Origin of the sequence: Tumebacillus flagellatus, from assembly GCF_000714935.1 — a bacterium.
GTDB lineage: Bacteria > Bacillota > Bacilli > Tumebacillales > Tumebacillaceae > Tumebacillus > Tumebacillus flagellatus.
The window spans coordinates 24,659-48,207 of the sequence record NZ_JMIR01000031.1 but is presented as its reverse complement, the minus strand read 5'-3'; the positions used below and the strand labels follow the sequence as shown (position 1 = coordinate 48,207).

The window sequence follows — 23,549 nt, the reverse complement described above, 5'->3', positions numbered from 1 at the left end:
GCAGGTCGCGTTCAACCTGAAAAGCCCAGACTCCGCAACTCACGGGGTCTGGGCTTTTTTCTCTTGTACGAGACCTTGGCGGTACCACTCGGTAAACACATATGTCAGCGCGATTTTCATGAAGAACGCCACCCACGACGCAAACCAATTCCAGTGCCGATACGCGCTCAACGATGTATAGATCTCTACCAGATCCGCGAACGTCGCAAGTCCCGCTCCCGCCAACAACAAGAACAACAGATTCTGCCAGCGCGTCCGCGGGGCGTACAAAACCGCCAGCATCACAACCGTCGGATACGCGATCGTGAAAAGCGTATAATTGATCCTCGTCGCATGAGGAAACTCGCGCACCGGGTATTCCACCCACCGCATCTGGACGACGATCAATTCAACCATCCACCCCAACATCTGATAAAAAAACCCCGCCATCAGCGCCTCGCGGATTTTGTTCCTCGGGACGAGCAAAAACCAGAGGAGAAGCGACACGACCCCGGAGGCAACCAACACCCAACGTTCAAGGGACACGGGCATCACCTCCGGGCAACGCTTTGCGAAACCACAAGTAAAACACCCGCGTGATCCAAAACGTCAGCCAGATCGAAACAAACGTCCAATACCACTCCCACTTGATGTAGCGGATCAAGTCCGTATACACTTCCAACACCTTCTCATACGCCGTAATCCCCGACGTAAACAACAGATAATGCAACAACCCCCGTGCGAGACCTTTGCCTTCGGGGTAATGGAGGTTGAACAACACACACAGCGCCGGATACGCATAAAACTCAAACACAAAGCTTGTCGAATTGGCATAGCTGAATTCCCGCACGGGGTATTCGAGCATCCGTTTCTCCACGACGAACGGACCTCCGGCGCCGGTTATAATCTGGTTGAACAAAAAAATCACCCATGCATCCCGCAGCCGCTCTCTCGGCACAAACTTCCACAGCAACAACGCGATGACCAAACAGGAACCAACGAGGATCATCTTCTCCACCCAAAGCAAGGGCGCCATCCCCCTCTGGAAAAACACATCTTCACGCAAAGTGTGCCACATCCAGCACGGAATATCCTTTGGTGATACAATGAAAGGTATCAGGCTGCAAAAGCAAGAGGAGGTTGTGTCAATGAGCGAACAGGTAACGTCCGAACGCCGCGAACTGGCGACGTTTGCCGGAGGTTGTTTTTGGTGCATGGTGACCCCGTTTGAGGAGTTGCCGGGCATCCACGGCATCGTGTCCGGCTACATCGGCGGGCACACGGAGAATCCTACATACGAAGAGGTCTGCTCGGAAACCACCGGTCACGCCGAAGCGGTGCAGATCACGTTTGACCCGGCGGTGTTCCCGTACACCAAACTGCTCGACATCTTCTGGCGGCAGATCGACCCGACCGACGCGGGCGGCCAGTTTTACGACCGCGGCGAATCGTACCGCACGGCGATTTTCTACCACAACGAAGAACAGAAGCGTCTCGCCGAGGAATCCAAGCGCGAACTGGAAGCGAGCGGCGTGTTTGACAAGCCGATTGCCACCCAGATTGTGCCCGCAGGCAGGTTCTACCCGGCAGAAGAGTACCACCAAGACTACCACAAGAAAAATCCGGCGCACTACAAGCGCTACCGTCAGGGCTCCGGGCGGGACGCCTTCATCGACCGCCATTGGACCTTGCGCAAAAATCACGAAGAACTCCGCGAGAAGTTGACGCCGATCCAGTACGCCGTCACGCAGGAAAACGGCACCGAGCCCCCGTTCCGCAACGAATTCTGGAACCACAAGGAAGAGGGCATCTACGTGGACATCGTCTCCGGCGAGCCGCTTTTCTCTTCGCTTGACAAGTTCGATTCCGACTGCGGGTGGCCGAGCTTCACCAAACCGGTCTCGATGTCCAACGTGACCGGACAAGTGGACACGTCGCACGGCATGGTGCGCATGGAAGTCCGCAGCCGGCATGCCGATTCGCACCTCGGCCACGTGTTTGACGACGGGCCGGGCCCGGACGGTTTGCGTTTTTGCATCAACTCCGCCGCGCTGCGCTTCATTCCCAAGCAGGATTTGGAGAAGGAAGGGTACGGGGAGTATCTGGAGCTGTTCAAGTAATTTTGCCGGAGCAAAAAGGCTCCCTGTGCCAAGCGTGCGCAGGGAGCCTTTTTTGCGTGGATGATTCTGGAAAAACGTGGTATAGTGTATCTTTGGAAAAAGAGATAGAGTACAGAAGGGGTAGGGTGAACCTATGAGTAAAAAAACTTGGATCATCACACTGGCAGCCGTCAGCGTCTTGCTGAGCGCGGGGTGCAGCGCATCCACCTCGGGTAAGGCCGCGACCGATGAAGAACGGCAACAGGAGTACACGTTGTATCACCAGTGGTGGATTGGAACCATGAGCAGCGAAGCGTCCATCCAAAACTATGCCAAAGGCGTCCTGCCTCTGCTCGATGAATCGAGTTCTGTCAAAAAAGGGTGGACAGAAGCGGCCAACAGTTATCAAAAATTGATTGAGGAAAACCGTGCAGAGTCCAGAAAACTGTCCCCGGAATTGAAAGCGGTTCATGACAAGTATGCGGACTACCTGAAGCAGGAAATGGACTACTACAAGACACAGGCCAAAAGCAACACGCACCACGGAAAAGAGATCCTGTCAGACCTGACATCCCATTACAAAAACGACGCGGCCGCCGAGGCCAAACTCTATATGGACGCTGACAAACAGTATGTGAACGAGCACCGCTTGCAAGATACTGCCAGCGTTCCCAGGGGGGCTGCGGTGCTTGACAAAGACCGCGATTACGAGTGGCAAGTGTACCAGCAGGCGATGATCCCGATTCGCCTCAAGGATGTCAAGCCAGGCTTGGTGGCTGGCGTAAACGGGAAGGACGATCCGGCAAACGGGAACTTCGACATGGAAATCAGCGCGCTCGGCCCGGCGTATCAGGAACTGTACACGAAGGTCAAAGCGGAGTCCAAAAACCTGAGTCCCGAATTGAAAAAAATCAACGACGAGTACGCGAAGTATTTCAAATTTCAAGCTGACTTCTACAAGCGGGCGAAGATCACCAAGAACAACGACAAAGACCTGCTGCTGTTCGGAAGCCACGGCAAAGACGCCGCGATGATGAATCGGGCCTATCTGAGAGATCTCAATCTCTACTTAACTACATACCAACTGTAAACGTCATCTGTATCAAACGCTCCCTTCCGTTGAGAGAAGGGGGTGTTGGCCCTCAATTTCGGATTTACGATCTACCGGCAGAAAGGACGATCTCCATGAAAACCACAGCGTGCCGCATCTTGGACACGATGAAGATTTCGTATACGCTGCATGAATACACTGTCAACGAGGACGAACTCGACGCGGTGACGGTGGCGGGCAAAGTGGGACTGCCGCCGGAGCAGGTGTTCAAGACGCTGGTGCTGCGCGGCGACAAAACCGGCGTGCTGATGTGCTGCATCCCCGGCAACGCTGAACTCGATCTCAAAGCGATCGCCGCCGTCTCCGGCAACAAAAAAACCGAAATGGTCCCCGTCAAGGAAATCCAAGCTCTCACCGGCTACATCCGCGGCGGCGTCTCTCCCCTCGGCGTGAAGAAACGCTACCCGTTCTATCTCGAAGCAAGCGCCGAACATCTCGACACGATCTCCATCTCCGCCGGAAAGCGCGGCTTGCAAATCTTCCTCTCCGGTCCCGACCTCATCCGCGCCACCGAAGCGAAACTCGTTGAGATCTCCCGCTGACGAGGTTCGGAGTAACAACCCCGACGGCAAGGCAATCTAAGAAAAGTCCAGCCCGCACTCGCTTGGGCAGGACTTTTTTTCTTGACTCGAAATATATGTTAGACATATAATTGTCATGACAAGTAAAAGGAGCGACGCACTATGGACACACCCATCGGCTTCCTCATTTCCCAAACGTTTCGCAAGATCACGCAGTTGCTCACGATGCGTCTGCGCGAACACGACATTACACCGGAGCAGTGGTCGGTGTTGTTTCGCGTGTGCGAAACAGACGGTCTGAACCAAAAAGAACTCGCGATGCGCGCCGCCAAGGACCAGCCCACCACCGCCCGCATCCTCGACGCCCTTGGCAAAAAGGGCTTGATCGAAAAACAACCCAGTCCCACAGACCGCCGCGCTTTCCTCGTCCACGCGACGGCGAAAGGCCAAGCGTTGATGGAACGAACCATTCCGCTGGAAGCGCAAGCGATTCAAGACTCCGTGGAAGGACTGGACGCCGGGCAGCTCGATTTGCTTCGGCAGATGCTCGGACAGATGATTCGAAACGTAGAGAGATACGAGAAAGACTAGGAGGTTCAGGGAGTGGAAGAATCCAGAGGGACAACGAAAGAGATGCCCCAAGAAAAACTATGGACGAAAAACTTCATCGTCCTGACGCTGTGCAACTTGTTCCTGTTCATGAATTTGCAGATGGTGTTGCCGGCGCTGCCTTCGTATGTGAAAGACCACTTTCACGCCAGCGACGTGACGGCGTCGCTCGTGACCACGCTGTTTGCTTTATCCGCCATCGTCTCCCGCCTGATCGCGGGCCAAGCGCTGCAACGCGGCAAGCGCAATCTCGTGCTGTTTCTCGGCATCTGCATCGCGCTGCTCGCGACCATGGGCTACTACTGGTGCGGCACCATCGCGATGTTTTTGCTGATGCGCGTGCTCTACGGCATCGGCTTCGGCATGGCGAGCACGACGTTCCCGACGATGACGTCGAACGTCATTCCGTTTAAGCGCATGGGCGAAGGCATGGGCTATTACGGACTTTCCACGTCGCTTGCGATGTCGCTCGGCCCGACCATCGGCTTGGCGTTGCTCGCAAGCGGCTTCGGCGGACTCGTTTCCGGCGCGACTTTTATGGTGGCGATCATTCTGCCGATGCTTTTGCTCGTGGCTCCCTTGCTCCGTACCCCGCCGCAAGCGGCACCCGCCACCGGGCATGCGCGCAAACTGTTCGACCGCAAGCTGTTGGTTCCGTGTCTGTTGAACTTCTTGCTCTCGATCGTCTACGGCGGTCTGCTCAGCTTCATGGCGCTGTTCGGCAAGGAAGTCGGCATCGCCAACGTCGGCGTGTTCTTCCTCGTCAACGCGGTGTCCGTCGTGCTGGTTCGCCCGCTCTCCGGCAAGATTTTTGACAAAAAAGGCCACGGCGCGCTGATGTTCCCCGGTGCCTTGCTCGTGATCTTGGGGCTGTTGATTCTGTCGTTCTCCAAAGGTCTGCTGCTCCTCTCCGCAGCGGCGCTGATCTTCGGCGCGGGCCTTGGCGCGTTGCAGCCGTCGTTCCAAGCGTGGATGATCAAAGTCGTCACGCCGGAACAGCGCGGGATGGCGAACGGCATGTACTTCAACTCCATCGACCTCGGTGTCGCGCTCGGCGCTCTGTTGCTCGGGACGGTGGCGATGAACACCGGCTACGCGATGATGTACCGCTTGGCTTCGGTGATCATGGTCGTGTTCCTGATCGTCTACATCGCAAGCCTTGCAGGCAATAAGAAAAAACCGCTGCCGATTCGGTAGCGGTTTTTTCTTGCGTGCGACCTAAAAAGCGGCAGTCGGCTGGAGTTTGAACGGGGACGCCAGCGGAAAGTTGCCGCGCACCATCAGGTTTTGATACGCGGCGGGCACGACCTGCACCGGAACCGCGCCGTCGAGGAACGCGTCGGGCGCAAAGTGAAACTCCACCCGCGTGAACGCGTCCGGGATCACGGCAAGCAGTTCGTCCCACGTCGGCAGCTTCCATCCTGCCACGTCGAACAGCCGGAGCACGCCGTCGCGGACTTCGTAGACGAGCAGCGCGCGCAAACTCTCCGCGTAGAACAGCCGCTCTTGCCAGGACGGATCATACAGATTCAACGCAAACGAACTCCCGTACGCAAGCGGCGCAAATCGCTTTGACACCGGTTGATTCTCCTGGAACATCTCCCGCACGAGCCCCGTCTCTTGTAAAAAATCCACTTTCCGCAACCCGCCCGCCTTCGCCGGCTTCGAAATCTCCGCCGTAAACAGATGTTGCTTTAAAAGCTGAAATCCGTACGGCCGATACAACTCCGGCGCGTCTGTTTGCAGAAACGCCAAGTCCGTCTCGCGGTCGAGGTCGGAGAGCAACTCGGTGAACACGCGCTTCATCAGCCCGTGCCCGCGATACTCCGGGTGTGTCATCACCGACTGAATGCCCGCCGCTTGCACCGCTTGGCCGTCGAGAAGCAACGGAAGCGCGAACTTCGACGCATTGGCAACGGCCAGATTGCCGTCAAACAGAGTGTAAGGAGAGTAGGTCGGATTCCAAAACCCGCGTGAATGATACTCGCGCAGCAAAGCCGCGTCGATGCCAAAAACCGTTTGAAACAGCGGGTAGAGCCGTTCGCGCAAGGCGGTTTCGTGAGCATACTTTTTTCTCAAGATCAAAGAAGGCATGACGACAACTCCGTTTCATAAATTGGGTAGAGTGAGGGTGGACAGACCGAGAGAAGGGAGTGCCGAAGCTCGTGATTCGCATCGACTTTCCGACGTTTTTGCTGCCTGTTTTGGCGCTCTGGCTCTATTGGAGACGCAACAAGTTTCGCGAGGCAGGGCGCGAATTGTGGATGAATTTGTTTTTTCTATACGGGTTGGCGGTGACGTACGTGACGTTCTTCCCGCTGACGATTCGGGTGAGTGCGGCGAGGCATGTGAACATGATCCCGTTTGTGGAGATGAAGTGGCTGTTGTACCGTCCCCTCGTCGCCGTGCTGAATTTGGGCGGCAATGTGGTGATGTTCGCGCCGTTGGGGTTTTTTCTGCCGATTCTGTGGGCGCGGGTGCGCGGATTTTGGAAGACGGCGGGCATCGGGATGCTGCTGTCGCTTTCGATCGAGTTTCTCCAGTACTTGACGGCAGATCGGGAAGCGGACATCGACGATGTGATGCTCAATACGACGGGTGCCATCCTCGGCTACTGGCTGTACCTGCTGTGGAACTCCATTCAGAAAAAAGCCGAGGCGTAGCGGCCTCGGCTTTGTGCGTGGTGCGGCTTAGTTGCCGACGGAAGTTCCGTTCGACGGAAGCGACGGGTTTCCTGCAAACAGGCGCTTGGCGACTTTGGCGATGAAGTACAGCGCGATCAAACCTGCGAGGAGATTGAAACCTTCGATCAGGTAGACGTTTACCTTCAGCGTGCTCATCAACGCGACTCCGAAGTCGAGCGCCGCGTGCAGGAAGATCGCCAAGAGCAAGAACACGTGGCGGCCGTTGTGCACGCCGTAGAGGACGAGCAGCGACATGGCGATGTGGAAGAGCACAGCCGGGATGCGTTCAAAGCCGCCCAAGAGTTGCATGCCAAACCCGGTGTTGAGCAAGGTGTCTTGGAGCGCGGCGAGTTGGTCGGCGGGAACTTTGCCTCCCAGCGTGGAATCGAACGTGCCGGTGTTGATCAGCGTCATGTACAGCAAGTTGCTGGCGCCCATCATGATCATGAGGAACACCGCTTCAAACCCGCCGTGGCCGATCCCGTAGGCGAGGCCGTCGTGGTACGAACGTTTGCCTTTCAGCCAGAAGCGGAAGCCGACCCAACGGCCGACTTCTTCAAACACACCGGCGGCGAGACCGCCGTAGAGCGCGTAGTAGAGCGGTGTTTTGAACAGTTCGACGGTGGTTTGGTTGAATTGCAGGAAATAGACGTGCATCGCTTTCTCCAACACTTGCGAGAACAAAAACCACACCAACGCGCCGATGCCGATCGCTTTCCACGAGATCTTCTGCGTGCGGCGGAAGTAGATCAGCAAGACGACGGGAAACGCGATGCCAAGCAACGCGCCGAGGATGAGTCCGACAAAACTGGAACTGGGAATCATGGGAGAGCCCCCTCTGTGAGATGATGTAGGTGATGATTTAGACGTTTAGATAATTAGGTATCTGTCTAAATGTAGGATACAGCGGGCAATCTCCTTTTGTCAACCTAAAATGGATTTTTCTAGTATACTAGGAGAAACAGGTTGGAGAGAGGATTGGATTTGTATGATCAAGACGAAGTGCATTTGTCTCGAAGGCATTCCCGGCTCGGGGAAATCGACGACTTCGGGGTTGGTGGCGCTGCAAGCGGAGCGAAACGGCGCGAACGTGACATGGTTTCATGAAGTGGCGCGCTGGCATCCGGTGAATTTGTTTCGCAAAGCGGCGTTGTCGCCGGAGGAGTTTCAAGGAGTTTGCCGAGGGCTGTCGGAGCACGTTCGCGGGCGGGTCGAGGCGGCGTCGACGCGGCGCGGGACGTATCACGTCGTGGATTTGGATGTCTTGCGCCGGAGCGGCGGGCAAGATGCAAGGGATGCGCTGGAACCGTATGATGTGTGGACGTGGCCGAATGAACGAGACCGTGCGTTTGCGCTGGAACTCTGGCAGGCGATGGTGGAGGAGTATCGGGACAAGGACGAAGTGATCATCCTCGACGCGAGCTTGTTTCAGTATCCGATCTACGGCATGCTCTGGGAGCAAACGCCGCGTGACGAGATCAAAGCGTACGTCCACCAGTTGCTGGCGATTTTGGAGCCGCTGAACCCGGTGTTGATCCATCTCTATCAGGCGGACTCGGAACAGTTGATCGAAAAGCTCCTGCGCATCCGGGGCGACGCGTGGGTGGATCATATCGTGGAGCGGGATCGGGAGCGGCCCTATTACAAAAACAGCGACGTGCCGGGGCGTGAGCGGATGCGCCAGTTCCATCTCGAACTGCGGGAGAGGATGCAGGAGATGTTCGAGGAGACGCCGTTTCGCAAGCTCGGCATCGAGAACAGTGCGGGCGAGTTTGCGCGGTATGATCGGCAGGTGCTGGAGTTTCTGGAACTGGAGCACATCCCCGACCCGGTGCTTTCAGAGGACGCGTTGCAACGCGTTGCTGGGACGTACACCAACGACACCGTGCAAAAAACGATACGCCTGATCCCCGACAACGGGACGCTCTATTTCGAGGGCGGCATCAACCGCCGCGTCCGCTTGATCCCGAAGGATGAGTCCACGTTTACGTTCCAAGACTCCCCGGTGGTCCTGCACGTCGGGGAAGATGCGCTGACGCTCGGCGGCGTTGAGCTCATCGATACTTGGACGGAATCCGGCTTGGTTTACCAAAAACAAGTAACCCACCCGCGAAAAAAGACCCCGCCACATCGGTGACAGGGTCTTTATTTTGCAAACGACTTCGCGGTTAGGAGAGCAGGTTGTTGCACGCTTGAAGTTGCGCCTGCACTTCGTCGATGTCTTCTTGAATCTCGCCCTCCGGTCGACCAAAACTCTTTCCGAGGTGCGCGCGGGCATGGCCGTTGCGCTCGTGACCTACCCATTCACCTTCCAGACCTTCCATGCGGTGCATCAACGTGTCCAGCGCGGCACGGGAACAACTCGCACCCTGCTGCGCAGCAGCGTTTGCGGCGTCCAAATTCAGGTCGTCTTGGTAGCTCATCGTATGACCCCCTCTGTGGAAAGTGGATGTGCGCGAAGCCGAGTGTAGTATGTGCCGCTTGCCAGACCGCTACTCAACCACGTAATTCGAGATCTCGATCAAGTTCTCGTCCGGATCGCGCAGGTACACCGAGAGAATCGGGCCGGCTGCTCCGGTGCGGCGAACCGGGCCTTCGACGATCGGCACGTTGCACGCTTTCAAGTGCGCGATCACCTCGTCGAGCGGCAGCGACGTGATCAGGCAGAGGTCGATCGCTCCGGGTGTCGGGTGGAGCGCTTTGGGTTCGAATTCCTTGCCTTTTTGGTGCAAGTTGAATTTCTGGTTGCCGAACTTCAGCGCTTTGCGGTCGCCGAGGAACGTCTCCACTTCCATGCCCAGCACCCGCGTGTAAAACTCCACCGTCGCCGGAATGTCCTGCACCGTCAACACGAGATGATCCAACCGGTCAATCTTCATAACAAATGCCCCCGTTCGGAAAAAGGAATCGACACGCTACTCTCGAATTGTACTAGAAGAATCTGTAAGTTGTCATGGGGGTTTTACAAAGTGAACATCGAAGTACGATTGGCTGCGAGCGACGATCTGCAAGACCTGCTCGACATGCGCTATGAGTTTACCGTGGAAGACTACCCGGATACCGCCTCGGTTTCGCGGGAGGAATTTTCGATTGCATATGAGGCGTTTTTTTCCGACATGCTGAAGGGGGAGGCGTGGAAGGTGTTCGTGGCAGTCCATGACGGTCGCGTCGTCTCGCACATGTATCTCCAGATCATCGAGAAGGTGCCCCGCCCGGGGCGTCCGCACCGTCACTTCGCGTACGTGACCAACGTCTACACCCGCCCTGCGTATCGCGGGCAAGGGATCGGAGCACAGGTGCACCAATGGATGGAGAAGTGGGCGCGGGAGCAGGACTTGGAGATGCTGATCGTCTGGCCGAGCAGCGGATCGGTGAAGTTTTACGGGCGCAACGGGTTTGTGCGCAACGCGGAGATGATGGAATTGGACCTGACTTGAAAGGTTCTTTTGAGTTATGAACATTCTGTGAGTGTTGGCAACGCATGATTGACGATCCTGACAGGATGACCTACGATTACAATACATAGTTGTATGCTCAGGAGAGAGAGGGAGAGCCTTGAAGCCGGAAACCAAAAAAAATCTCATCGAGTGGGGCCGCACCATCATCATCGCCGTGGTCTTGGTCTTTCTGTTCCGCCACTTCGTAGCGGAAGCGTTCTATATTCCGAGCCAGTCGATGGAGCCGACGCTGAAAGTGGGCGACCGCTTGTATGTGGAGAAGCTCTCCTATGAATTTGGAGACATTCATCGCGGCGACATCGTGGTCTTCACGCCGCCTCCGGCTGCCAAAGTCCCGGCTGATGAGGACCACCTGATCAAGCGTGTCATCGCGTTGCCGGGCGAGACGGTCAAAGTGGAAGACGGGATCGTCTACGTCAACGACAAAGCGCTCGACGAGCCGTACGAAGCGGAGAAGCCGACGATGGATTACAAGCCGTTCACCGTTCCGGCGGGCGAGATCTTCGTCATGGGCGACAACCGCAACAACTCGTATGACAGCCGCTACTGGGGCACACTCCCGATCAAGAACGTTATCGGCAAGGCGTTCGTGCGCTACTATCCGTTCAGCCATATGTCCGCCCTGTATAACAAGTAATCGGTATCGCAAGTAACAAAGAACCCCCATTCGCCTCCGGGCGGATGGGGGTTTTCGTTCTTCTTACTTCTGTCCGGCGAACAGCGACGCGCGGTACGGGTGCAGTTCTCCGTTCATCACGCCGAGTTTGATCGCGGGATCGTTCTCCATGATCTCGCGGGCTTCTTCCTCCGAGCCCGCTTTGAACACGCAGAGGCCGAACGTGCGGTCAAGGCAGGGGCCGGCGAGGAGCAGTTGGCCTTTTTCCAAGAGGTCTTGGAGGTACTGGAAGTGACTGCCCATGGCCTCCATCTCTTCGGGCAAAACTTCTTCCAAAAAGCCCGGGCGCACCGGGCGGATTACATATACAAATTCGGTGACTCCTGACATTTACAAGGCACCCCTTACGAGTTAATATGTAACTACAAAGAGATAATATTTATTATTGGAGGCGAAACTTACATGAACGAATGGCTTCGTAACAGCAAGGTGGCAGCAGCACTGTTGGTCTTGGTCCGCATCTATGTCGGGTGGAAGTTCCTCGACGCCGGATGGGGGAAACTCACGGGCGGCAAAGCGTTTGACGCCAGCGGACTGCTCAAAGGAGCAGTGGCCGCTTCGCAATCGGCGAAACCGACCGTGCAAAGTTGGTACGGCGATTTCGTCAACGGATTCGCCCTGCCGCACGTCGGGTTGTTCAACTTCCTCGTGCAATGGGGCGAGCTGCTGGTGGGGATCGGCCTGATCTTGGGCGTGTTCACGACGTTCGCGGCTTTGATGGCGATGTTCATGAACTTCAACTACCTGCTGGCGGGCGCGGTCTCCACCAACCCGAACCTGATCTTCTTAAGCATCTTCTTGGTGGTGGCGGGCTTCAACGCCGGGAAGTTTGGCGGCGACTACTACCTGATTCCGTTCCTGCGCGCGCAGATGCAGAAAATCCGCTCCAACCGCATGCGCGGACTTACTGAAACGGCGTAAACGGTGAGAACGGACGCCGGGCTTCCGGTAGTGCCGCGAGCGGCACGAAGTCGGCGGTGACGAGTGTCGAGTTTGCTCCATTCCAATTAGACATGGGAGGCCTCCTGATCGCGGGGGGTCTTTTTGTTGTCGTGCGGAACGATCCATTCGCGGGTCAACGACGGCAGGTTCAGTTGCACATGGACGAGGTGCCAGCGATCTTCCATGCCCGGTTCGTAGAGAAACGGCACGAAGCGCAGTTTCAAGTACGTTTTCAGCGCGGGCAGGCGGTCGTCGGTCGTGCCGATCCAGATGTTGCGGTAGCCGCCGCGAATCAAACGCCGCAGCGCAACGGCGGTGACCAGCTCGCCCAACCCTTTGCCGCGGTGTTCGGGATGCACGACGACATAGCCGATCGAGCCGCCAAACGGGAAGCGGTAGTGGCCGCCCTGCGGATTGTGCAGCGCCGAACCGGTCGCGACGATCTCGCCGCTCTCCCGTTCCACGATGAGAAACAGTCCTTCGGGCAAGCAATGGTTCAGAAAATCCAGATACTTTCCGTCCTCCATCCCCCAACCTTCGCCTGCGAGCAGCTTCAGCACCGCCGGGGCGTCCTCGTCGCGGTAGAGCCGCAATTGGTAGCCCTGCGGCACCGACGCGTCGGGCGGATAGGGAATCAGGGATTCAGGAAACATCATGTAGAGCGGTTTCAGACGTTCTGGCATGGGCATGTCTCCTTTTTGAATTCTGATCTTATTATAAAGAAAAAAACGCCGCCCTGCACGCGGCGCCTCCTTCCTCGTCACGCTGTCTCCGCCAAGAATATCGGGAGGGGGAATAGATTTTTTTGTATCGTGGTTGTAAAATGATTGTACAATCATACAAGAGAAAGAACGTGGGATTCGTGTACAATATCAAATCTGTCGCCAAGATGCTGGACATGCCGGCGGTGACGATTCGCGCGTGGGAGCGGCGGTACAGCGTCGTGCTCCCTACCCGCTCTGAATCGGGGCATCGGCTGTATACGGAGCAAGACATTGAGGATCTGCGCTGGTTGAAAGTGCAGACGGAAGAGAAGGGCGTGAACATCTCGCAAGCGGTCAAGATGCTGGAGAAGCTGCGGGAACAGCGCCAGGTGGTGCCAAAGCCCGCTGCCGACCGCAGCGAACTGCGCGCAGGCGAGAGTTTTGAGTCGATTCGCGAGCGGTTGCATGACGCGATGATCTCGTTTGATGCGGAGCGCGCCAACCAATTGCTGGCGCTTGCGTTTTCTCTGTTTCATTTTGAAGATGTGTTCCATGAAGTGCTCGCCCCGCTGCTGCACCGGATTGGAGACGAGTGGGAGCAAGGCACCGTGTCGGTGGCGCAAGAGCATTTTGCCAGCTCGATGGTCACGCAGAAGTTTTATCAGTTTTTCAACGTGTTCGGAGTGAATCGCGCCTTGCCGAAAGTGCTGGCGTTCTGCCCGGAGGGCGAGCAGCACCAGATCGGGCTGTTGTTGTTCACGCTGTTCCTGCGCCGACACGGGGTCGATGTGATCTGCTTGGGAACCAACACGCCTGCCGACGGCTTGGAGACGTTGATCGAGCAGCATCGGGTGGAATGGGTGTCGCTGTCGATGACCGACGAGGGGTTGTTGCCCGACGTGGAGGCGTTGGTTCGCCGCTTGCAAGCCAAGTTTCCAACGCTTCAGTTCGTGCTCGGCGGCCAGGGGTTCCGCGACGTTTCGGAAGACCTGCGTTCGTTTCTGCTCGGAGGAAGTTTGGAGGAATGGAACCGGTGGTTTGCCGCTCTGCAAAAGCGCAACGAAATCGGGTAGCACCATCGGACTGCCGCCATCGAGAGAGGAGAGATGCACATGCGCATCACAGATGAAGAGTTCTGGCGGACGCTTCAGGCGCGACGGGCGCGAGTGCTCGGGGAACTGCGCGCTCGGGAAGCGGAGACGATCGCGCTGACGGAATTGGAACGCCTCTGGTACACCTGCAAGTTTGTCGTCCTCGAAGGCGACCCCGCCTCGTACTTTCGCATCCGCGAGCTGTTCAACTCCCACCGCAAAGGGCAGTTGACGTTTGAAGAAGTGAAAGCCGGCGTGTTTCAATGCTTCACCCACGCGCTGACTTGTCCGGTGCAAGAGCCGAACCTGCTGAACTTGCTGACCCACATCTGGGGGTTCTTGCGCAAACACGTTCACGGCGAGGACGACCGGGCGCAGGTGTTGCGCGCGATCGACGCGCTCAACGGAGGGGATTACACGGTCGTGCCGGACTTGTATGTCCTCTTGGATTCTCTGCATTTTAAATACGGAAAGCCGAACTTACTTAACCCCGTGCTTGTGTAACGATCCGGAAAGAGGCCCTTTTTTTGAAAGGGCCTTTTTGCTTGCAGGAATCGTGTCGAGAATTGGCGAATTTCTCGCTTGTCTGGATTTTTTTAATACAGATAAAGGGGGGCAACAAGATGTGGAAATGGGTGAAAGAGCGCTGTTTTTCAGGGTTGGAGCGGATCGAGAGACGCAACAGTTTGTTGATGTTTATCATCTGGTTCAGTTATGCGTTGGGCATCGTGGAAATCGCGGTGTCGGCACCGAACTCGATGTTTGACATGCCGTATCCGATCTACTTGATCGGGGGGTTTCTGTTGACCATAACGGGCTCCGTGCTCTCGAACATTAAAAAGTTCCGAGAGGCGTTTAAGTTTGTGATCATGACCTTGCTGGTGGGCATGACCGGACTTTTGTTCTATCTGTTCAACGAACATGCGCCGATCTACCAGATGCTCTACTTTGTGTTGGGTGTGTCGGTGTTGTATCTCAACGGCAAGTTGATCTGGTATACGTGGGGCATCTCCTCGGGGCTGACGGTGCTGGGGTACACCGTCTGGCATGACTTCATGTTCGTGAAGAGTTCGACGGGGGAAATGGGAACGGAATTGCTGTTTCTGTTCATCACCAATTTGGCGCTCTGGGGGGTTGCGTCGATTGGCCGCACGTTGATGGGTCGCCTGTATCACGAGGGCGAAGCGACCAAAGCACAGGCGCTGGAGCTCAAACGGACGCAAGAGATGATCGTGGAGACGGTTGCGGAGCTGAAGGCGAACTTCGGGCTGCTGGAACAGAACATGGGCATCTCCCGCCAATCGTCGGCGGAAATCCGTCATGCGTTTCAAGAGGTTGCCGTCGGGACGCAGTCGCAAGCGGAGAGCATGACGCACTCGATGATGGAATTGCAAACGATGGAGAACGCGATGAAGGAACTGGTGCATCAGGTGCGGGACGCGGCGACCAACGTTAACGAGAGCCACGAGCTGTCGCAAAGTTCGGTCGCGACGATTCAGCAGTTCCAGAAGCACATGCAGACGTTGGACGGCGTGATTGCGCAGTCGGTGTCGGTGATTCGCGAGCTGCGCGAACAGGCGAACCACATCAACGAGATCGTCGAAGCGATCACCGGGATTTCCAACCAGACGTCGCTGTTGGCGCTCAACGCCAACATCGAAGCGGCACGGGCGGGCGAGCACGGGCGCGGGTTTGCGATCGTCGCGGACGAAGTTCGCAAACTGGCGGATCAGTCTCAGACGTCGGCGAAGCGCATCCAAGACATCCTCGCCCGCATCTACGAGCAAGCGATCACCGTGGAAGAGCAAGTGTTGCGCGGGGAGAGCGTCCAGACGGAGAACGGGAAGATGCTCGGCACCGTGTTGACGAACGTCGCCAACCTGGGCGAGTTTATCACGTCGATCGACGAGCTGATGAAGCGGTTGTTGCAACGCCAGACCCAGTTTGCACACCAAGCGCTGCAAGTCGTCGAGGAAGTCACCGTCGCTTCGAGCGTCACCGAAGAGACGTCGGCGGCGACGGAGCAGGTGTTGGCGTCTGTTGAGGACGAGGGCACGCGCCTGCAAGAGTCGATGCAGGCGCTTGCCAATGTGTCCAAGCAGGTGGAGCGACTGGCTGAACTTCTCGAACACTAGGGGAATGAAAAAAGCGTCTTCGCGGGGACGAAGGCGACCGGATGAAAGAAAAAGACTGTCTTCGCGGGGACGAGGGCGGTCGGAGGCAAGGCAAAAAGACCGTGCTTCGCGGGGGCGAAGACGGTCTTTTTGGCGTATCGAAACGGGGATGCAGGGGGAGTTGCAACCTACCAACGATCGCGATGGAGCAGCGATTGGAAGTTCTCCCGCTTCGCCCAACCGGACTCCTCCAAGATCGGCCGCTCCGGATAGTGGTCGGTGTAGCCGAACGACAGCAGGGCGACCGGCTCGATGTGCGGCGGAATCGCGAGGATGCGGCGGACGTCGCTTTTTTTATAAAAAGAGACCCAGCCCATCGCGATTCCCTCCGCATACGCGGCCAGCCACATGTTTTGGATCGCGCAGGCGACCGAGAGGATGTCGGTCTCCGGGATCGAGTTGCGGCCGAGCACATGATCGCCGCCGCGCGTCGGGTCGCACGTGATGCAGACGGTCAGCGGGGCTTCGCGCAGCCCTTCAACTTTCAACTGCAGGAAGTGATCTTCGCGCCCTTCGGCGGCGAAGTGGATCGCGAGCGCCCGGCGCTCTTTGTCGGCGGCGAGGGCGAGGGCGTCCTTGGTCTCTTGCGCTTGGATCAGAATGAAATCCCAAGGCTGCATGAAACCGACAGACGGCGCATGGTGTCCGGCGAACAGAATCCGCTCCACTTTCTCGTCCTCCAGCGGCGTCGAGAGAAATTTGCGAATGTCGCGGCGGTTGTGAATCGCTTCGTAGACGGCGCTGCGTTGGTCGGGGGTAAAGTTCATGGGAATCGTGCCTCGCGTCGGGTTATTTTTTGCGCACATTCAAATTGCCGCTGTTGTTTTCGATCGTCAGTGTCGGGCCGCCCGAACCGACAGTGCCCTCATGCCGATGCTCGGAGGAGCTCAGGTTGGTGAGCGCAAAGTCGCTCCGGAAATCGCCCGACGACGAATGGTGGTTCAAGTGGAACGACGAGTCGGACGGCAGGATGAGGGTGATGTTGCCGGACGCGGTGTGCGCGTTTACGTTGCCGTTCAATTTGTCGTAGGAGAGCTCGATGTTGCCCGATGCGGCTTGCGCGTTGACTTCCCCCGTCAGCCCGTCGAGCGTCACGTTGCCCGACGCGCAGTTGGTGGTGACTTTCGGGGAGTTGATGCGACGCCCGAGAATATCGCCGGACGCGGTGTGCAGGTCGAGCACCGCCGACGTTTGGTCCACAGTCAGGTCGCCCGACCCCGTGTCAAGCTGGATGCTGTCGGCAGTCGTATGGACGATGTCTTGGTTGCCGGAGCCGGTCTTGGAGAGCAGCGTTTTGACTTTCAGGTCTTGCAGTTTGGTGTTGCCCGAACCGGAGTGGATTTCGAGGCGGTCATACTGCTTCTGCGGCAAAGTGATCTCAAGCCCGAGGGATTGCGGACCGAAGCCGATGAACCCCGACGGATGCGTGATCTGGATGATCAAGTTGTCGCCGTTGGTTTTGACTTCCAAACCGTACGCGTCGGCGCGGCCCTTGCCGTAAAAGTGTGCGGTCGCTTGGGAATCCAAGCCGGGGATGATGTGCACGTCCGCCGAGGAAACGTCGACGGAGATCGTCTTGACCGCAGCGGCTTCGACCGTTTGGGTCTCGTCATACGTGGAACTCGACCACGCCCGCAAGCCGAAAAACCCCGCCGCGCCGAGCCCGACGACCAAGACGCCGAACAGCGCCAAATTGCGTTGCCAGTTTTTCATAAGGGATCGTACCTCTCTCACTGTGAGTCGTTGTACTTATAGACGACCAGAAATTTGCAAACCCTGCAAGTGTTTTGACAAAATTTTTTTCGTGAATTAGAATAGCCCGCAAGTCAGCTTGGCGACCTGCCAAGCGAGAGAGGAAGAGATGAGAATGGTCAAACAGCTCCATCTTGCGGTGATGGAAGAGGCGCGAAATCGTTGGGATCAGTTGACGAAACCGCCGGGCAGCCTGGGCAAATTGGAGGAGATCGGCATCCGGCTCGCCGGCATCCAAGGGACGGTGTTTCCGTCTGTGGAACGGCGCGCGGTCGTCGTCATGTGCGGCGATCACGGCGTGACGGCGGAAGGGGTCAGCGCGTTTCCCTCCGAAGTGACCGGGCTGATGATGCAGAATTTCGCGGGCGGCAAAGCGGGCGTGAACGTGCTCGCCCGACAGATGGGCGCGGACGTGCACGTCGTCGATGTCGGCAGCCGCTGCGAAGTCGAAATTCCCGGCGTGCTTCGGAAAAAAATCAAGTCCGGCACCGACAATCTCGCCGTCGGCCCGGCGATGACCCGCGACGAAGCGCTCGCCGCTTTGGAAGTGGGGCGCGAGACGGCGCGAAATCTGAGTGCTGACGGCGTGCAGGTGATCGCGCTGGGCGAGATGGGAATCGGCAACACGACGCCGAGCAGCGCCATCGCCGCCGTGCTCACCGGACATCCGCTTGCAGAGTTGGTCGGGCGCGGGACGGGCATCGACGAGAACACCCTGTCGCTGAAGGGGCAAGTGATTCAGCGGGCTCTCGACGTCAACCAACCGAATCCCCAAGACGCGCTGGACGTGCTGGCGAAAGTCGGCGGTTTGGAGATCGCGGGTCTTGCGGGCGTCGTGCTCGGCGCGGCGGAAGCGGGAACGGCGGTGCTCGTCGACGGCGTGATCGCGGCGGCGGCGGCGTTGACGGCGTATCGGATGGAGCCGGCAGTCGGCGCGTATCTGTTTGCGTCGCACTTGTCGCAAGAACCGGCGCATCGCGTGATGCTTGCGGCGATGGAGTTGTCGCCGCTGTTGCAGTTGGAGATGCGGTTGGGCGAAGGAACGGGGGCCGTTCTCGCGATGCCGCTGCTGGAAGCGGCGACCCGTTTGGTGCGCGAGATGGCGACGTTCGCCGACCTCGGTTTGTAGACAGGCAGAAGGTTTTGGTATATAGTCGTAGAAGAATTCATAGTTTTGAACAGTAGGTAAATTCCATAGAGATCACCAGGTGCTCGCGAGAGCTGAATAGGGAAGCCGGTGTAAGTCCGGCACGGTCCCGCCACTGTATGTGGGGAGCGACCTCCAAGTTGCCACTGTAACCCGTTGGGGTATGGGAAGGCGGAGGAAGCGTTGATCCATAAGTCAGGAGACCTGCCTGTGTGTGCAGTCCATCACTTCTTACGGGAGATAGGAGGTATGGCGGTCGACGTGACTTTTTGCTGTTCGTGCGTTTTTTTCATGTGCACGGACGTTTTGAATAAGGACGAAGGCGCCTTCCTGTCGGGGGAGGCGTCTTTTTTTATTGCCCTGCGAGGGGACGGAGAGGAGTGCGGGAGATGGCGACGAGAGGCAAATTGCTGATCATCGGCTTCGGGCCGGGAAGTTTTGAGCAGATCACCGAGCGGGCGCGGACGGCGATTCAAGAGTCGGACGTGATCATCGGGTACAACACGTATGTCGATTTGATTCGCGGGTTGCTGACCGATCAAGAGATTGTGCGCACGGGCATGACGGAGGAGGTCAGCCGGGCGATCGAAGCGGTTCGCCAAGCGGAGTCGGGCAAGAAAGTGGCGGTCATCTCTTCCGGTGACGCCGGGGTTTACGGCATGGCGGGCTTGGTGTACGAGGTGCTGATCGAGCAAGGGTGGACGGAAGCGACGGGCGTGGAAGTGGAAGTGATCCCCGGCATCTCGGCGATCAACTCCTGTGCGTCGCTGCTCGGCGCGCCGGTGATGCACGACGCGTGCACGATTTCGCTGAGCGACCACTTGACGCCGTGGGAAGTGATCGCAAAACGGGTGGAAGCGGCCGGGATGGGCGATTTCATCGTGGCGTTGTACAACCCGAGGTCGGGCCGCCGGACGCGGCAGATCGTGGAGACGCAGCGGATTTTGCTGAAGTACCGTTCGGCAGATACTCCGGTCGGGTTGGTGAAAAGCGCGTACCGGGCGAGTCAGCAAGTGGTGCTGACGACGCTCGGCGAGATGCTGGAGCACGAGATCGGGATGCTGACGACGGTGATCATCGGGAACAGAAGCACCAAAGTGTACGACGGCAAGATGATTACGCCCAGAGGATACCAGCGCAAATACACGCTGGATCGGGCGGAGCAGCCGATCAAGATGAACGAGCGGCTGCGCGAAGAGCACGAGCCGTGGGCGTTGCACGGCGGCGTGTCGGCAGGGCGCGGGGAAAAAACGAAACGGGCTGGAAGCGTGGAGGAAGACGCGAGCCGGTCCCTTGGCGTCGCGCTTGCGGAAGGCGCGAATCCTTCGGTTGGCGTCGCCCTTGAAGCAAGAGCAAACTCTTTCGGCGGTGTTGCTGTCGTTGAAGACGCGACCGAAGTGGTGAACGCAGCCGCCGCCCCCGCGCGCAGTTCCGCCGACTTGGCGATGGAGGCCGTCTCTCTGCTGGTCAACCGCGGGGTCTTGGAGACCTCCGTCGTCGCGCGCGAGGCACAGGTGCAAGGAGACCTTTTTTCCCAGCCGTTGATCTTGGAGATCGCCGTCTCGCCCGGCGTGGGCAACAAAAAACTCACGCCCGCGCAGATGGCCGTTCTGCTGGACGTGGTCGGGGAGGACGGCGAGTTTGAGTACACGCCGCACCACTACGTGATCCTCCGCGTGCCGACCCGCGAGCCGGAACTGATCTCGGAGGCGCTGACCGCCGCCGGAATGATCGTTCAACCGCTCGGCGACGTCGTTCAGATCAAAGCCTGCGACTTCTGCAACTTGGAAAAAACCGAATCACTCCCTCAGGCCGAAGAACTCCTCCGCCGCTTTGGCGGGCTCTCCGTCCCCAAGGAGTTGAAAATCGGGTTCGCCGGCTGCGGCATGGCGTGCTACGGCTCCGTCAACGAAGACATCGCGATGGTCTACCGCCGCGGCAAATTCGACCTCTTCCTCGGAGGCAAAGCGATCGGGCGCAACGCCCATCCCGCCCAGCGCGTGGCGGAAGGGCTGGAACCCGAGCAACTTCTCGCGGCGGTCGAAGAAATTCTCGCCGCTTACAAAGGCAAAGGTCACCCGGACGAACGATTCCATAAATTCTTCAAACGAGTCGGCGACGTGGCGGGCTTCCACCACGAAGACTACCAAGCGCCGCTCGTCATCGAATCCATCTGCGGAGATTGAGAAGGGGGAAGAGATCATGAGTCATGCGATTCTATTGGTCGGACACGGCAGCCGCGTGCAGGAGGGCAACGACCAACTGCTGGCGTTTGCCAAACGGGTGGAGGCGAGGCTTGGCGAGCGCTATCCGGTGATTGAGACTTGCTTCTTGGAATTAACCACTCCGACGATTGCGCAGGGGATTTCCGCGTGCGTCGAGCGCGGGGCGACGCGGGTGACGCTGGTGCCGATCATCCTGTTTGGCGCGGGTCACTCCAAGATTCACATCCCGCACGCCATCGACAACGCCCGCGAGCAATACCCAGGCGTGGAGTTCTCGTACGGCAAACCGATCGGCGTGCATCCCAAGGCGTTGGAGATTCTGATGTCCCGCTTGGAAGAAGCGGGGTTGGAGATCGAGGCGCGGGAAGGAGAAGCGCGTCGGGACGAAGCGATTTTGATCGTGGGGCGGGGGAGTTCGGACCCGGATGCGAACAGTGATCTTTTTAAAGTCTCGCGGCTGTTGTGGGAGCGCACGCCGGTGAAGTACGTGGAGACCTGTTACATCGGCGTGACCGACCCGAACTTGGAGGACGGGTTGAGACGGTGCCGGGCGTTGGGAGCGAAGCGGGTGTACGTGTTGCCGTACTTCCTGTTCACGGGCGTGCTGATTCAGCGGATCGAGGACTACATGGAGAAGTTTCGAGTTGCGTTTCCCGAGATGGAGATGCGGTTGGCGGAATACTTCGGGTTCCACGATGCGCTGATCGAGCTCGTAGAAGAGCGCGCGGAAGAAGCGGCGGCGGGAGACGTGAAGATGAATTGCGATCACTGCCAGTACAGACTGGGCGCGATGGCGGATCATCACCATCATGATCACGATCACCACCATGATCACGAGCACCATCATGATCACGATCACCACCATGATCACGAGCACCACGATCATGATCACGAGCATCACGATCACGAGCACGTCCGTCTCACCAAGGAGGCCGTGAAATGATCCTGCACCTCGCCGGAACCTCCGACGCCCGCGAACTTGCGATTCTCATCCGCGACGCGGGGTACGAACTGACAGCATCCGTCGTCACCGACAACGCGGCGCACTCTCTGCAAGAAGCGGGAGTCCCGGTTCGCGTCGGCCGCCTGACCGCCGACGAAATGGCAACCTACATCCGCGAACACAACATCCGTGCCGTCGTCGACGCCGCGCACCCGTTCGCCGAAGAAGCGCACCGCAACGCGATGGCCGCCACCGAAACGTGCGGCATCCCGTACCTGCGCTTCGAGCGCGAAGCGCTCACGTTCGCCGACCATCCGCGCCTGCACTACGTCGACGACTACGCCCAAGCCGCGGAAAAAGCCGCCGAACTCGGCGGCAACATCTTGCTCACCACGGGCAGCAAAACCTTGCAAATCTTCAGCACCCGTTTGCTTGGTGTTCCCGGCGTCACCCTCTACGCCCGCATGCTGCCGCGCGTCGACAACATGGAAAAGTGCGCGGCGCTCGGCATCGAACAAAAACACATCATCGCCATGCAAGGCCCGTTCAGCGCCGAACTCAACCTCGCGCTCTACCGCAATTTCGCCATCGACGTGATGGTGACCAAGGAGAGCGGCAAAGTCGGAGCCGTCGACGACAAAGTGCAAGCCGCCCTCGAACACGGCCTCCACGTCATCTTGATCGGACGCCCGGGACTTGCGTACGGCGATGTGTTCACCGAATACCAACCCCTGCTTGAAAAACTACACCATCTGCAAGGAGAGCTGAGACATGGACACCAACACGAGCTTCAAACCGCTGACCGTGCAACCGCAAGAGATTGAAAGCTTGAGCTTTGACATCATCACGTCGGAGATCGGCGAGCACCCGTTCACACCGGAACAGTACAAAGTCGTCCAGCGCGTCATCCACGCTTCCGCCGACTTCGATCTCGGACGCAGCCTCGTCTTCCACCGCGACGCCATCGAAGCGGGCATCGCGGCGATCCGCGCAGGCAAGCCCGTTTTTGCGGACGTGCAGATGATCCAATCGGGCATCTCCAAGCCGCGCATCGAGAAATTCGGCGGGCGCGTCGAGGTCTACATCTCCGACGCCGACGTGATCGCCGAAGCGAAAAAACTCAACCTCACCCGCGCCATCGTCGCCACCCGCAAAGCGGCGGCGGAATGTCCGGACGGCATCTTCGTCATCGGCAACGCGCCGACCGCTCTGCTGGAACTGCTGCGCCTGATCCAAACCGGCGAAGCTCGTCCGTCGCTGATCGTCGGCATGCCGGTCGGCTTCGTCTCCGCCGCCGAATCCAAGGAAGAACTCGCGAAGCTGATCGACGGCGACGTGCCGTTCATCACCAACATCGGGCGCAAAGGCGGCTCGCCCGTCTCCGTCGCCGCGCTCAACGCGCTCTCCCTTCTCGCCGAACAGCAGCAAGCATGA

Annotated in this window: 28 protein-coding genes and 1 riboswitch; of the genes, 18 read left to right on the top strand and 10 right to left on the bottom strand. The window is 58.1% G+C overall.

The features are described from left to right. Positions 1-39: 39 nt before the first annotated feature. On the bottom strand, positions 40-525 hold the full coding sequence (locus tag EL26_RS17575) for a CBO0543 family protein (RefSeq protein WP_038091895.1): 486 nt from the start codon (positions 523-525) through the stop codon (positions 40-42). Continuing rightward, on the bottom strand, positions 515-1,015 hold the full coding sequence (locus EL26_RS17570; protein ID WP_038091894.1) for a CBO0543 family protein: 501 nt from the start codon (positions 1,013-1,015) through the stop codon (positions 515-517). The genes EL26_RS17575 and EL26_RS17570 overlap by 11 nt, the downstream gene beginning before the upstream one ends. A 112-nt stretch (positions 1,016-1,127) precedes the next feature. Here EL26_RS17570 and msrA point away from each other — a divergent pair, with 112 nt between their 5' ends. The 5 genes from msrA to EL26_RS17545 all read left to right on the top strand — a co-directional run bounded on the left by msrA (position 1,128) and on the right by EL26_RS17545 (position 5,516). Beyond that, positions 1,128-2,099: a peptide-methionine (S)-S-oxide reductase MsrA gene (gene msrA, locus EL26_RS17565; protein WP_038091892.1), complete on the top strand. Its 972-nt coding sequence runs from the start codon at positions 1,128-1,130 to the stop codon at positions 2,097-2,099. 133 nt (positions 2,100-2,232) lie between these two features. Further along, on the top strand, positions 2,233-3,168 hold the full coding sequence (locus EL26_RS17560; protein ID WP_038091890.1) for a hypothetical protein: 936 nt from the start codon (positions 2,233-2,235) through the stop codon (positions 3,166-3,168). An 89-nt stretch (positions 3,169-3,257) separates the two neighbouring features. Continuing rightward, complete coding sequence (gene ybaK / locus EL26_RS17555; protein ID WP_202962866.1) at positions 3,258-3,731, top strand: Cys-tRNA(Pro) deacylase; 474 nt, start codon at positions 3,258-3,260, stop codon at positions 3,729-3,731. A 141-nt stretch (positions 3,732-3,872) separates the two neighbouring features. Then, a complete protein-coding gene (locus EL26_RS17550) occupies positions 3,873-4,301 on the top strand; it encodes a MarR family winged helix-turn-helix transcriptional regulator (RefSeq protein WP_038091879.1) in 429 nt (142 codons plus the stop codon). A 42-nt stretch (positions 4,302-4,343) separates the two neighbouring features. Then, the gene (locus tag EL26_RS17545; protein WP_038092122.1) at positions 4,344-5,516 is read left to right on the top strand and encodes an MFS transporter; all 1,173 of its coding nucleotides are present in this window, start codon (positions 4,344-4,346) and stop codon (positions 5,514-5,516) included. A gap of 21 nt (positions 5,517-5,537) precedes the next feature. Here EL26_RS17545 and EL26_RS17540 read toward each other — a convergent pair whose 3' ends face one another. Further along, positions 5,538-6,413 carry a GNAT family N-acetyltransferase gene (locus EL26_RS17540; RefSeq protein ID WP_052036530.1) on the bottom strand — a complete coding sequence of 292 codons (876 nt, stop codon included), beginning with the start codon at positions 6,411-6,413 and terminating at the stop codon, positions 5,538-5,540. A gap of 71 nt (positions 6,414-6,484) precedes the next feature. Between EL26_RS17540 and EL26_RS17535 the strand changes: the two genes are divergently transcribed. After that, the gene (locus tag EL26_RS17535) at positions 6,485-6,982 is read left to right on the top strand and encodes a VanZ family protein (RefSeq protein WP_152559308.1); all 498 of its coding nucleotides are present in this window, start codon (positions 6,485-6,487) and stop codon (positions 6,980-6,982) included. 27 nt (positions 6,983-7,009) lie between these two features. Here the strand turns inward: EL26_RS17535 and EL26_RS17530 are convergent, their stop codons facing one another. Beyond that, positions 7,010-7,828 carry a YhfC family intramembrane metalloprotease gene (locus EL26_RS17530; RefSeq protein ID WP_038091876.1) on the bottom strand — a complete coding sequence of 273 codons (819 nt, stop codon included), beginning with the start codon at positions 7,826-7,828 and terminating at the stop codon, positions 7,010-7,012. Positions 7,829-7,991: 163 nt separating this feature from the next. Here EL26_RS17530 and EL26_RS17525 point away from each other — a divergent pair, with 163 nt between their 5' ends. Continuing rightward, entirely contained in the window at positions 7,992-9,140 is a 1,149-nt protein-coding gene (locus tag EL26_RS17525) for a P-loop NTPase family protein (protein WP_038091873.1), read from the top strand. Positions 9,141-9,171: 31 nt separating this feature from the next. Here the strand turns inward: EL26_RS17525 and EL26_RS17520 are convergent, their stop codons facing one another. Together EL26_RS17520 and EL26_RS17515 are read right to left on the bottom strand one after the other, a co-directional pair. Beyond that, a complete protein-coding gene (locus EL26_RS17520; protein WP_038091871.1) occupies positions 9,172-9,426 on the bottom strand; it encodes a hypothetical protein in 255 nt (84 codons plus the stop codon). Positions 9,427-9,495: 69 nt separating this feature from the next. Then, complete coding sequence (locus tag EL26_RS17515) at positions 9,496-9,882, bottom strand: VOC family protein (protein ID WP_038091860.1); 387 nt, start codon at positions 9,880-9,882, stop codon at positions 9,496-9,498. Positions 9,883-9,972: 90 nt separating this feature from the next. Between EL26_RS17515 and EL26_RS17510 the strand changes: the two genes are divergently transcribed. Both EL26_RS17510 and lepB read left to right on the top strand, forming a co-directional pair. Next, the gene (locus tag EL26_RS17510) at positions 9,973-10,440 is read left to right on the top strand and encodes a GNAT family N-acetyltransferase (RefSeq protein ID WP_238546144.1); all 468 of its coding nucleotides are present in this window, start codon (positions 9,973-9,975) and stop codon (positions 10,438-10,440) included. 118 nt (positions 10,441-10,558) lie between these two features. Then, positions 10,559-11,098, top strand: coding sequence for a signal peptidase I (lepB, locus tag EL26_RS17505; protein WP_038091851.1), 540 nt, complete (start codon positions 10,559-10,561; stop codon positions 11,096-11,098). Between the two features lie 63 nt (positions 11,099-11,161). Here lepB and EL26_RS17500 read toward each other — a convergent pair whose 3' ends face one another. After that, a complete protein-coding gene (locus EL26_RS17500) occupies positions 11,162-11,467 on the bottom strand; it encodes a YciI family protein (protein WP_038091849.1) in 306 nt (101 codons plus the stop codon). A gap of 72 nt (positions 11,468-11,539) precedes the next feature. Between EL26_RS17500 and EL26_RS17495 the strand changes: the two genes are divergently transcribed. Then, positions 11,540-12,058 (top strand): DoxX family protein, encoded by a 519-nt coding sequence (locus tag EL26_RS17495; protein WP_038091848.1) that lies wholly within the window; start codon positions 11,540-11,542, stop codon positions 12,056-12,058. 86 nt (positions 12,059-12,144) lie between these two features. On the opposite strand, the gene EL26_RS17490 is transcribed toward EL26_RS17495, so the two are convergent. Next, positions 12,145-12,762, bottom strand: coding sequence for a GNAT family N-acetyltransferase (locus EL26_RS17490; RefSeq protein ID WP_038091846.1), 618 nt, complete (start codon positions 12,760-12,762; stop codon positions 12,145-12,147). A gap of 170 nt (positions 12,763-12,932) precedes the next feature. On the opposite strand from EL26_RS17490, the gene EL26_RS17485 reads away from it, so the two are divergent. From EL26_RS17485 to EL26_RS17475, 3 genes are all read left to right on the top strand, one after another. Beyond that, entirely contained in the window at positions 12,933-13,856 is a 924-nt protein-coding gene (locus tag EL26_RS17485) for a MerR family transcriptional regulator (protein WP_052036528.1), read from the top strand. Between the two features lie 39 nt (positions 13,857-13,895). Continuing rightward, positions 13,896-14,378, top strand: a complete 483-nt coding sequence (locus EL26_RS17480; protein WP_038091844.1) for a DUF1722 domain-containing protein — start codon at positions 13,896-13,898, stop codon at positions 14,376-14,378. Positions 14,379-14,497: 119 nt separating this feature from the next. Then, complete coding sequence (locus EL26_RS17475; protein ID WP_038091842.1) at positions 14,498-16,009, top strand: DUF4077 domain-containing protein; 1,512 nt, start codon at positions 14,498-14,500, stop codon at positions 16,007-16,009. Positions 16,010-16,176: 167 nt separating this feature from the next. On the opposite strand, the gene bluB is transcribed toward EL26_RS17475, so the two are convergent. Together bluB and EL26_RS17465 are read right to left on the bottom strand one after the other, a co-directional pair. After that, positions 16,177-16,815 carry a 5,6-dimethylbenzimidazole synthase gene (gene bluB / locus EL26_RS17470; RefSeq protein WP_038091841.1) on the bottom strand — a complete coding sequence of 213 codons (639 nt, stop codon included), beginning with the start codon at positions 16,813-16,815 and terminating at the stop codon, positions 16,177-16,179. A gap of 22 nt (positions 16,816-16,837) precedes the next feature. Next, positions 16,838-17,761, bottom strand: a complete 924-nt coding sequence (locus EL26_RS17465; RefSeq protein WP_038091838.1) for a DUF4097 family beta strand repeat-containing protein — start codon at positions 17,759-17,761, stop codon at positions 16,838-16,840. A 148-nt stretch (positions 17,762-17,909) separates the two neighbouring features. Here EL26_RS17465 and cobT point away from each other — a divergent pair, with 148 nt between their 5' ends. The 5 genes from cobT to EL26_RS17440 all read left to right on the top strand — a co-directional run bounded on the left by cobT (position 17,910) and on the right by EL26_RS17440 (position 23,549). Beyond that, a complete protein-coding gene (gene cobT / locus EL26_RS17460) occupies positions 17,910-18,929 on the top strand; it encodes a nicotinate-nucleotide--dimethylbenzimidazole phosphoribosyltransferase (protein WP_038091836.1) in 1,020 nt (339 codons plus the stop codon). A gap of 59 nt (positions 18,930-18,988) precedes the next feature. Continuing rightward, a riboswitch (cobalamin riboswitch) is annotated at positions 18,989-19,173 on the top strand. A gap of 163 nt (positions 19,174-19,336) precedes the next feature. After that, complete coding sequence (gene cobJ, locus EL26_RS17455; protein WP_038091834.1) at positions 19,337-21,133, top strand: precorrin-3B C(17)-methyltransferase; 1,797 nt, start codon at positions 19,337-19,339, stop codon at positions 21,131-21,133. Positions 21,134-21,149: 16 nt separating this feature from the next. Then, positions 21,150-22,115 (top strand): sirohydrochlorin chelatase, encoded by a 966-nt coding sequence (locus EL26_RS17450; protein WP_038091833.1) that lies wholly within the window; start codon positions 21,150-21,152, stop codon positions 22,113-22,115. Further along, positions 22,112-22,939, top strand: coding sequence for a precorrin-6A reductase (gene cobK / locus EL26_RS17445; RefSeq protein WP_052036527.1), 828 nt, complete (start codon positions 22,112-22,114; stop codon positions 22,937-22,939). The genes EL26_RS17450 and cobK overlap by 4 nt, the downstream gene beginning before the upstream one ends. Beyond that, on the top strand, positions 22,887-23,549 hold the full coding sequence (locus tag EL26_RS17440) for a precorrin-8X methylmutase (protein ID WP_038091830.1): 663 nt from the start codon (positions 22,887-22,889) through the stop codon (positions 23,547-23,549). Before cobK ends, EL26_RS17440 begins: the two co-directional genes overlap by 53 nt.